The organism is Arhodomonas sp. KWT, from assembly GCF_010993615.1.
The window spans coordinates 3,644-12,528 of record NZ_WNXE01000081.1; the positions used below are offsets into that span (position 1 = coordinate 3,644).

Annotated in this window: 10 protein-coding genes and 1 pseudogene; 7 read left to right on the plus strand and 4 right to left on the minus strand. The window is 60.7% G+C overall.

Features of this window, described 5'->3' with window-relative positions:
- The coding region (locus tag G7A99_RS12170; protein WP_163140490.1) for a bifunctional transcriptional activator/DNA repair enzyme AdaA at positions 1-779 on the minus strand (779 nt) is incomplete at its 3' end.
- Position 780: 1 nt separating this feature from the next.
- On the minus strand, positions 781-1,728 hold the full coding sequence (locus tag G7A99_RS12175; protein WP_205599831.1) for a DMT family transporter: 948 nt from the start codon (positions 1,726-1,728) through the stop codon (positions 781-783).
- 427 nt (positions 1,729-2,155) lie between these two features.
- Here G7A99_RS12175 and G7A99_RS12180 point away from each other — a divergent pair, with 427 nt between their 5' ends.
- From G7A99_RS12180 to G7A99_RS12210, 7 genes are all read left to right on the plus strand, one after another.
- Positions 2,156-3,061: a GGDEF domain-containing protein gene (locus G7A99_RS12180; RefSeq protein ID WP_163140492.1), complete on the plus strand. Its 906-nt coding sequence runs from the start codon at positions 2,156-2,158 to the stop codon at positions 3,059-3,061.
- 327 nt (positions 3,062-3,388) lie between these two features.
- The gene (gene mtgA, locus G7A99_RS12185; protein WP_240466262.1) at positions 3,389-4,057 is read left to right on the plus strand and encodes a monofunctional biosynthetic peptidoglycan transglycosylase; all 669 of its coding nucleotides are present in this window, start codon (positions 3,389-3,391) and stop codon (positions 4,055-4,057) included.
- Positions 4,058-4,235: 178 nt separating this feature from the next.
- Entirely contained in the window at positions 4,236-4,886 is a 651-nt protein-coding gene (locus G7A99_RS12190; protein WP_163140496.1) for a DUF2026 family protein, read from the plus strand.
- A gap of 244 nt (positions 4,887-5,130) precedes the next feature.
- Positions 5,131-5,664, plus strand: a complete 534-nt coding sequence (locus G7A99_RS12195) for a hypothetical protein (protein WP_163140498.1) — start codon at positions 5,131-5,133, stop codon at positions 5,662-5,664.
- A 64-nt stretch (positions 5,665-5,728) separates the two neighbouring features.
- Positions 5,729-6,370, plus strand: coding sequence for a hypothetical protein (locus G7A99_RS12200; RefSeq protein WP_163140500.1), 642 nt, complete (start codon positions 5,729-5,731; stop codon positions 6,368-6,370).
- Between the two features lie 80 nt (positions 6,371-6,450).
- Entirely contained in the window at positions 6,451-7,209 is a 759-nt protein-coding gene (locus G7A99_RS12205; protein WP_163140502.1) for a hypothetical protein, read from the plus strand.
- A gap of 176 nt (positions 7,210-7,385) precedes the next feature.
- Positions 7,386-8,060: a hypothetical protein gene (locus G7A99_RS12210; protein WP_163140504.1), complete on the plus strand. Its 675-nt coding sequence runs from the start codon at positions 7,386-7,388 to the stop codon at positions 8,058-8,060.
- Positions 8,061-8,131: 71 nt separating this feature from the next.
- Here G7A99_RS12210 and G7A99_RS25945 read toward each other — a convergent pair.
- Both G7A99_RS25945 and G7A99_RS12220 read right to left on the minus strand, forming a co-directional pair.
- Positions 8,132-8,311, minus strand: a pseudogene (locus G7A99_RS25945) (integrase core domain-containing protein); the annotation flags it as partial.
- A gap of 279 nt (positions 8,312-8,590) precedes the next feature.
- On the minus strand, positions 8,591-8,885 hold a 295-nt coding region (locus G7A99_RS12220), incomplete at its 5' end, for a hypothetical protein (protein WP_163140506.1).

The following is an 8,885-nucleotide window of genomic DNA, read 5'->3' on the forward strand; positions in this document are numbered from 1 at the left end:
TCGGGACCGGCGCGGGGCACGGTGGCACGGGCGGCGACAGCCCTGACCATGGCGGCGAGACCGGCCCTGTCCTCCGTCAACACCGCCTTCGGGAACCGGGCGCGCAGGCACGCTGCCACCTCCGCATCGCCGGCGCCCAGCGCCACGGCGCACAGGCCGCGTTCCGTCACCGCCACCAGCAGACGGCCGAGGGCACAGGGGACGACGGCGTAGCGGATGCTTTCCCCCTGCCCGCCCCCGGCGTAGACGGTAGGTGTCATGCCGAGCCGCTGCGCGACGGCCTCGTAGGCGCGGCTGGGGGCGCCGTAGCCGGCCTCGTACAGGGCCTCCGTCACCATCGCCCCGGCCTTCAGCCTCTGCGCCAGACGCCGGGCCTTGAGCGCCTTGGCGTAGCCCTTGGGGGTAATACCGAGGCGGGCCTGGAACAGGCGGCGCAGCCGGGCGGGCGTCAGGCCGACGCGGCCGGCGAGCTCCTCCAGCGCCGGCTCCCTCTCGGCCTGCTCAAGAACGCGGCAGGCGGCCACCAGGGCGCCCGACGCCGGATCGGCGCCGCCCGCCGGGCGGCAGCGCTTGCAGGGGCGGAATCCGGCGGCCTCGGCGTCCGCGGGGGTATCGAAATAGGCCACGTTGCCGCGCCGCGGCGGCCTGGAGCGGCAGGAGGGCCGGCAGTAGATACCGGTCGTGCGCACGGCGTAGATAAACCGGCCGTCGGCGGCCGTGTCGTTGCCGATGACGGCACGCCAGCGTCCGTCATCCGTGGCAACGTCCTTCCGGGTCATCTCAGGTGCCCTCCTCCCCACGTCCGCCCGCGGCGACTCTGCGCAGCCAGCGGGCCGGACGGCCGTCCACGGCCGCGAGGCCAAGACCGATGATCGCCATGCCGGCGACGTCCCGCAAACCGAGGCGCTCCCCCAGGATCCCCACCCCGAGCAGGATCGCGCTCACGGGGATGAGGAAGGTCACCAGCAGCAGGTTCGTCGCCCCCGCCACCGCCAGGATGCGGAAGTAGAGAAGATAGGCCAGCGCCGTCGACAGCACCACGAGTCCCGCCACGGCGCCCACGACCGCCACCGACGGGACCGGCAGCGTCCACGGGTGATCCACTGTCAGCGCGACCGGCGCCAGCAGGGCGGTGGAGCCGGTCACCTGCCCCGCCGCCGTCTGCAACGGCGTCACCCCGAGCCGCCGGAACCGCCGGCCAAAGACCCCGGCGCAGGCATAGGACACCGCCCCGGCCAGGCAGGCGAGATAGGGCCAGGCGTTACCGCCGCCCCACGCACCCTCCCCCACGAGCACGACCACGCCCAGGAACCCGAGCCCCACGCCGGCCACCCGGCCCGGCGTCAGGCGCTCGTCCGCCAGCACCAGGCCGGCCACCACCACCGTGAACAGCGGCGTCGTGGCGTTGAGTATCGCCGCGAGACTCGAGGAAAGATGCGCCTGCCCCCACACGATCAGGCTGAAGGGCAATGCGTTGTTGAGCAGCCCCATCACCAGGAACGCCCGCCAGACTCCCGCCCGGCGCGGCATCCCGCCACCACCGGCCAGCGCCACGGCCCACAGCACGACGGCACAGCCGCCGACCCGCAGCAGTACCAGCGTCAAAGGTGGGATGGCGTCCACCGCCACTTCAACGAAGAAGAACGAGCCACCCCACAGCACCGACAGGGCCAGCAGCATCCCCCAAGCGGCGGCGTTCATGCGCGGCGTGATCGTGGATGACGTCATCGTCGAGTGCTCCCGTCTGTGGTCCTGAGCGCGAGCATGCGGCGGTGGCCGTGACGCCACATCCCGGTTTGGCACGGGCAATTCGTGGCAACCGATTTCCCCGGAGCCACTACGCCGGGGAACAGGCATTCGGCTCATGACGACCCTGGAGCCGGGGCGGACTACCAGGACTCGGGGCCATACCCACCCGGATTTGTCCGGCCCGGTCACCGACCGGGCGCGTTCCCACGTTCCGGGTCCCTCCAGGTGGACGTGCCACGCGTCCCGTCCGCGGCACTCGGAATGTGCCTAGTCCGATTTCGGACACCACCGACGCCCCGGACGCTGGCATGCCTGTATGATCACGGGTAATCGGCCGTATCCGGGTCGACAACGGACAAGCACCGCAGGGACGACACATCCGGAATACCGACACGAGAGAAACCGCATGTCTGTCGTAGCCGCCCTGAACCGCCCCCTCGCCCGCCTCGGCACCGTTGGTGTCATGTCGCTGGCCCTCGCCGGCGTCGCGCTGATCGGCGTGCTCGACTACGTCACCGGCTACGAGGTCTCGGTCTCCGAGTTCTATCTGGCCCCGGTCGCCCTGGCGGCGTGGTACAAGGGCCGGCTGGCCACCGTGATTATCGCGGCACTGTGCTGCACCTCCTGGTACGTCGCCGACACCGCCGCCGGCCGTCAGCCCGCACCGGAGGCGATCGCGGTGTGGAACACCGTCGTCCGCCTGGTCTTCTTCGTCATCACCGGCGTGCTGCTGGATGCGCTGCGCACCAGCTTCAACGCCCAGCGGCAGCTTGCCCGCGTCGACGGCCTCACGGGGCTGCTGGTGCGGCGGGCATTCAACGACCAGCTACGCCGCGACCTCGCGCTGGCCCGCCGCCACAGCGACCCCATCACCCTGGCCTACATCGACGTGGACGACTTCAAGCTGCTGAACGACAGCCGCGGCCATGCCGAGGGCGACCGCCTGCTGTGGAGCATCGGTGACGCCCTCACCCGCTCGCTTCGTGCCTCCGACGCCGCCGGCCGCCTCGGCGGCGACGAGTTCGCCCTGATCCTGCCACGCACGGACGCCGGCGGCGCGAAGCAGCTCATCAACCGCCTGAACGCGACGCTCCACGAGGTATTCACCAGCAACGACTGGGACGTCGGCTGCAGCATCGGCGTCGTCACCCTGCGCAACACCCGCATGTACCCGGAGGCCGCGATGACGACCGCCGACGCCCTGATGTACGACGTCAAACACCACGGCAAGGGCACCGTGGCATTCCGCGTCATCGAGGCCGACAATGCGTGGCCGGAGCACATACGCGCCGGCTATTCCGCCTGTCAGTAAATGGGCCGTGGCCGGAAACATCAGCCCGGCATCCGGCGGCCCTGCGACACGCGTGGAACAATGCGTCCGTAGGACCATCACGGGCACGGCGTGCGGCGCGCTGGACGGACGCACCACCGTTGCGGAGAATCCGAACTGGCTCACCCGGACGGTCTAACGGTGGGCGCCACGTAAAGCGACCGACAAAAGCCCACCCCGGGATGGCCGGCCAATGCGTCCGCACAATGAGAAGGGGATGACACGGGGGATCACAATGACGGCAACCGAAGGCCGTGGTCAGTGACGAAATCGCGGCGCCGATCGCTAAAGGCAAAAGCCATCCGGATCGTGGCGGCAGTCGTCACCGGCTTCGTCGCCCTGAGCCTGCTGCCCGTCGTCACCCTGCGCTGGGTAGACCCACCCACCAGCGCCTTCATCATCCGCCACAACGTCCTCGCGGACGCCCACCCGGACTGGACCGCCGCCGCCTACGAATGGACCGACTGGGACGGCATCAGCCCCAACCTCCCCCTGGCCGTCGTCGCCTCCGAAGACCAGCGCTTCCCCGACCACTGGGGATTCGACTTCCAGGCCATCTCCAAAGCCCTGCGGGAATACAGCCGCGGCGACGATCTCCGGGGCGCCAGCACCATCTCCCAGCAGGTCGCGAAGAATCTTTTTCTCTGGCCCGGGCGCAACTACATCCGCAAGGGCCTGGAGGCCTACTTCACCACCCTAATCGAGCTGTGCTGGCCCAAACAGCGCATCCTCGAAGTCTACGTAAACATCGCGCAGTTCGGCCCCAACACCTTCGGCGCCACAGCCGCCAGCCAGCGCATGTTCAACAAATCCCCCGCCCGGCTCACCCCCGCCGAAGCCGCCCTCCTCGCCGCGGTACTCCCCAACCCCTACGAATACAACGCTCGTCGGCCCTCCGGCTACGTTCGTGAACGCCAGCGCTGGATAATGCGCCAGATGCAGCAGCTCGGGGGCACGGGGTATTTGAAGCGGCTATAATCACCGCAATCGTCCTGTAGACCGCCAAATAACCGGTCCGTCAATCACGCACCCAACGCTGCGGGACCGCTTTCTCGACAACGACATACGGGACAAGGCTTTCATGTTAGGCGGACGAAGTCCGCGTTATAACACGGACTTGATCCGTCTGATTACTGTTGGGCAGGTTGAGGTAGTCATGAAGGCGAAGAAATCGCCCCCCGTGTCGCTGCCAGAGTACCGATTGATATGGTCTGTGATCCATTCGGTGCGGCTCGCAATTGGCGAGGACTCCGGCCGCGCCTGTCTCTTCTATAACACGATCGCCGCCTGTATCTTAGAACGCACGTTCCGAATACCAGCCCGGCCACTGATGGGGGTGGCATTGGTTCGCGTGCATGATCCCTCAGCGTCAGTACTGACTTTCGCTGATCGGAATGCTGCTAGCGGCGGGCTAGTTAGTTCATCTGACGCCTTCCACTGCTGGGTGGAGACTGAGGGGTACGTGCTCGACTTCACGGCTCCAACGTACCGCGAAGAGCTGCTTTTGTCGGGTCAGTCTCTTCCGATCCCTCGCAAAATGTTTCAACGTGAGAAAAGCACCGCAGCGGCTTCCCCTGAGGAGATTACTCGGGAGGGCGACTTTATGGTCTTGCCGAACCCCGAGTTGACTAACCTAATGATCCAGCGAGCGACCAAGTCGCTCGCCATAGGGGATCTCGCCGAGGTCTGCCTATCCTGGCTTAAGAGGCCGCCGAAGAAGACGCCGGCCATGTTCCACATGCAGGACGACCGAGGCGAAAGATTTGAGATGCAACTAGCGTCGCTGCGGCTCGAGGGCGCCTGGTAGCGGACAGTCGCCCAACCAGACGCTGGAGCCGCTCAACAGGTCGGGTTTTCCACCTGAGGCCGGTCCAAGTACGGGGAGTGGCTCACCATGCAGGAGTTTCTATTTATGACTGGGCCTAAGTCGGGAAAGTGGAAAAAGTAGCCGTATAACAAGGCAATGAAATTCGTTCCAGGCCTTCGGCCTTCCACTGGATGCGCCTATGCGGCGCGCCATTTATCTTCATCGTTAGGTGCAAGAAGGAGTCATGAGAATCATCCCAACATTATCGTTAATCATACTGTTGGGCGGTTGTGCTACTGCTTACCAGCCGCAAGGAATGACAGGAGGATTCTCAGAAACACAACTGGATACAAATGTGTTCACTGTCGTATTTAAGGGCAATGCTTTTACTGACAGAGATAAAGCAAACGATTTCGCCATGCTTCGTAGTGCAGAATTAGCACTTGAGCATGGATTTAAATATTTTTTAATTGTCGACGCACAGCAATATTCAAAAAATAGTACTTACAGAACCCCTACAACAGTCACGACTAATGTAAATGCTAATACCTATGGTGCTGCATACAGCTATGGTAATAGTACTACTTACAATGCAAGCACTTATGGTACGGCAACTACTACTGTCTCTGGTGGCCAGACTTACAATATTTCTAAGCCACGCACCTCGAATACAATCGTGTGCTTTACTGAAAAACCCCAAGGCTTCGCTTATAACGCTGGATTTTTAGTTAAAAGCCTGAAGCAAAAGTACGATATTCAAGATGCACCTAACAAGTAGCTGCACCGGAAAACTTACTCACTCCGCTCGCATTTTTCCGGTGAGCTAGGCGTTAAGTTCTTATATGGACTCTCTCGACGAGATCATTAACGCGGAAGCCCGCGAACCAAAAACGTTCCATCCAGTGCATGAACGGGGTCAGGATGCCTGGTTTCCTGGCAACGAGGCCGCGAGCTTGCTGATACACGTAAACCACATTTGGGAAGACTTGTATGCATTACTCAGAGTTCGGGCAGGCGTGTCGGATGCATACACTAAGAAGCTCTTTCTCCGGTATGCGGTAATTGAGGTGCGATCTCTGATTCAGGTTTTCGATAGGATGCAAGTTATCGTGATGCAAGCGCCAACATTCGACCCAAGGGAGAGACACGGTTGGCGAGAACTCACAACGGAAGAGAAGGAACAAGCCAAGGAGCTGTTTAAACCGTACTCCGAAGCGAAGAAGGCAGTGTCTGACGAAGTGCGGAATGTGCGAAATGCGGTGTGTGCCCATCGTGAAAACCTCGATTGGCAATCCGTCATGTCATTCTGGGATGCGATAACACCTGAACTGATTCGTCCCATTTTAAATGCAGTGCCCGCACCCTTTAATTTTCTTAAGGAACTGGATTTGTATGAATGGAACCGAACACCACGAGACGGAACCGTAGAGTTCATTGGGCCTATGATTCGTCCGGAATACTTTGAAGACGATCGGCGAACTTAACAAAACGCTGCGGCGCGACGCCGGGCAAGGTCAGACGCCCTTGTCAGGGCGCCGCTTAGCTTCGCGTTAGGCGCTTAGTGATGGATGACGATATCGATAAGATGCTAGAGCTAATGGAGATCTCGTTTAGAGATTTCGAGGCTGCGATACCAAGTAAGCCAAAACTCGTTCGCAAACCCTATGGGGAAGTATACCGATTTCAGGAGCAGGACATTTATCAAGCCATTATCCAGAAATTGGCACACGCCCAAAGCACAGTCCGAGCGGCGCAGGTCTTGCTTGAACATGGATACGTCCAAGAACAGGCCGCACTTCAGCGAGTTGTGGACGAGGCCAATGAAGACATCCTCTTTCTTGTCTATGCCGTCACGAATGACAGAATCACGGATTTGCACCAAAAATATCTGGATGCTTTCTGGGAGGAAGAGTTCGATGGCTCGGGTAACCCACTAACATCCGAGCAGAAGCGCCCCATGGCACCGAGAAAAAAGATCAGGGCTTATATCGCTAACGTTGAAGGTGCCCCGATGGACCCAAGCCGCGGCATAGAGTTGACCCGAACAATCCACAAGGCCTATTCGGGTTTTGTGCACGGCGCGTCGCCGCACATAATGGATAGGTATGGTGGATATCCGCCAAAATTTCACATAAAGGGCATGTTGGGCACGCCTCGAATTGAGGAATATAAACGAGATCTTTGGAACTATATGTACAGAACATTTATCTCCCATATCCTCGTGGCCAAAGCGCTAGGGGCAGCCCGTCATGTGGAAATAATGACGAAGCATCTTAGACGCTTCGAGGAAAATGCCGGTAAGGATTATAGTCCGAGTGCCTAACCATACCATCCAGCCGACGCTCGTACCTCGCACGGCTGATGGCCATCGTTAGGGCGAGAAGGGCTCTAGGTATGGCCTCAACATCCGATTTAGATCCGTGGCGAGTAATATGCGCGAGACTATTCGAGCTCTCAAGCCACGACATACCGGAGGTACTCGAGAGGACTGGTCTGATCGTGGACTGGTCACTTGATGACCGACAAGACTACTCGCATACCTATCGCAAGCGCGCATATCGCCCGCGCATCAACACCGCCTACCACCAGCTCGGCGAGGAGGATCGCCTGCGAGTTGCGAATATCACTGCATCTGAATTAGTGGACCGCGGGAAAGGTGACGAGCTGGACGCAGACCTGCATAAAATTGGCTGGCGCATGTACGGCGGGCGCTTGACGCCAACTACAGCGGAAGTGAGTGAACTCTTCTTTCCTGTGGGGACGCAATATGATGCCTACGTAGAGATACGTCGAATCCTTCAGAAAGCAACCACGTCACTCAACATCGTTGACCCTTATGTTGATAGTTCACTATTCGTAGTACTTGCTACGATCGCAGGGACTCCGATACAAGTGCGGTTGTTGACGTATAAGCTGCCATCAGATTTTGTCCACGAAGCCCGCATCTTCCTTCAACAGCACAACAATATTCGGCTTTCCGTTAGATGGTCAAAGGAGTTTCATGACCGTTTTATTATTGTAGATAACGAGCAATGCTGGCATGTGGGAGCCTCGATTAAGGACGCCGGCATTCGAGTTTTCATGCTTAATGAAGTGGAGGACAGCGTGAACCGAGCAGCGTTGATCTCTCAACTAGACCAAACTTGGACCGCAGCAAACGAGGTCAGCATATGAACGGCCCTAACAACGCTGTGGAGACCGACACCCAAACTCGCCGTGACCTTGCCCGGGTGAATAGGACAAGTTCATGCAGCTAGTTTCCGGAATGCAGCCGGCGGTTGAAAGCCCAACGCCGAGTGTAGCCGACGCCTGTTGTAGAACCGAAGGTAGTCGTCGACGTGGCTGATCAGCGTGGACACGGATTGTTGCAGGCGGCGCTCGGTGACGTCGGACTCGGCCTTCAGTGTGCCGAAAAACGACTCGACATGGGCGTTGTCGCAGCATTACGCCCGGCGGCTCGTGCTCTGTGTCAGGTGATGGCGGGCCAACAGTGCCTTGACGCTGTTGGCCGCGTATTCGATGCCCTGGTCGAAGTGGAACAGCGCCCCACGGCGCGGGCGGTGTGCTGCGAAGCGTGGAAGGTCCCGTACGGGCCCACGCTGCAGTCCGCTGCTCCGACGTGGGCCACCCGCCCCACCTTCACCCGGTGGGGCGGACGCGCTCGTCTTAAAATGCCCATCTAACCAGTATGGGCGGCTTCAGGTTCACACCAGCCCACGCAGACCAGACACCTGCTGCGCGATCTGTTTCGCCACTGTCCCAAGCTCCCTGATCCGGTTTATGAGCTCGCCCTGCTCCATATTGCGCTCGCTGGCCTCCTGGACCAGCGCCATCAGGCGCTCGTACTCGCGCTGATCGGTGGTATCCGGCGTGATGCCGTCTATCTGCTCCGGCGTGAGTGCCCGGAGTTCACGGTAGATGCCACCGAACCGGCCATCGAGTGTACGTTCGGCACGATCGGCGGCCCGGTCCATCTCCGCGAACATGGCGTCAAGGTCA

Excerpts from the sequence above, each read along its gene's own strand:
- G7A99_RS12200 (WP_163140500.1), top strand. The coding sequence starts at position 5,729 with ATGGACTCTCTCGACGAGATCATTAACGCGGAAGCCCGCGAACCAAAA.
- G7A99_RS12180 (WP_163140492.1), top strand. The coding sequence starts at position 2,156 with ATGTCTGTCGTAGCCGCCCTGAACCGCCCCCTCGCCCGCCTCGGCACC.
- G7A99_RS12175 (WP_205599831.1), bottom strand. The coding sequence starts at position 1,728 with ATGACGTCATCCACGATCACGCCGCGCATGAACGCCGCCGCTTGGGGG.
- G7A99_RS12190 (WP_163140496.1), top strand. The coding sequence starts at position 4,236 with ATGAAGGCGAAGAAATCGCCCCCCGTGTCGCTGCCAGAGTACCGATTG.
- G7A99_RS12205 (WP_163140502.1), top strand. The coding sequence starts at position 6,451 with ATGGATGACGATATCGATAAGATGCTAGAGCTAATGGAGATCTCGTTT.
- G7A99_RS12195 (WP_163140498.1), top strand. The coding sequence starts at position 5,131 with ATGAGAATCATCCCAACATTATCGTTAATCATACTGTTGGGCGGTTGT.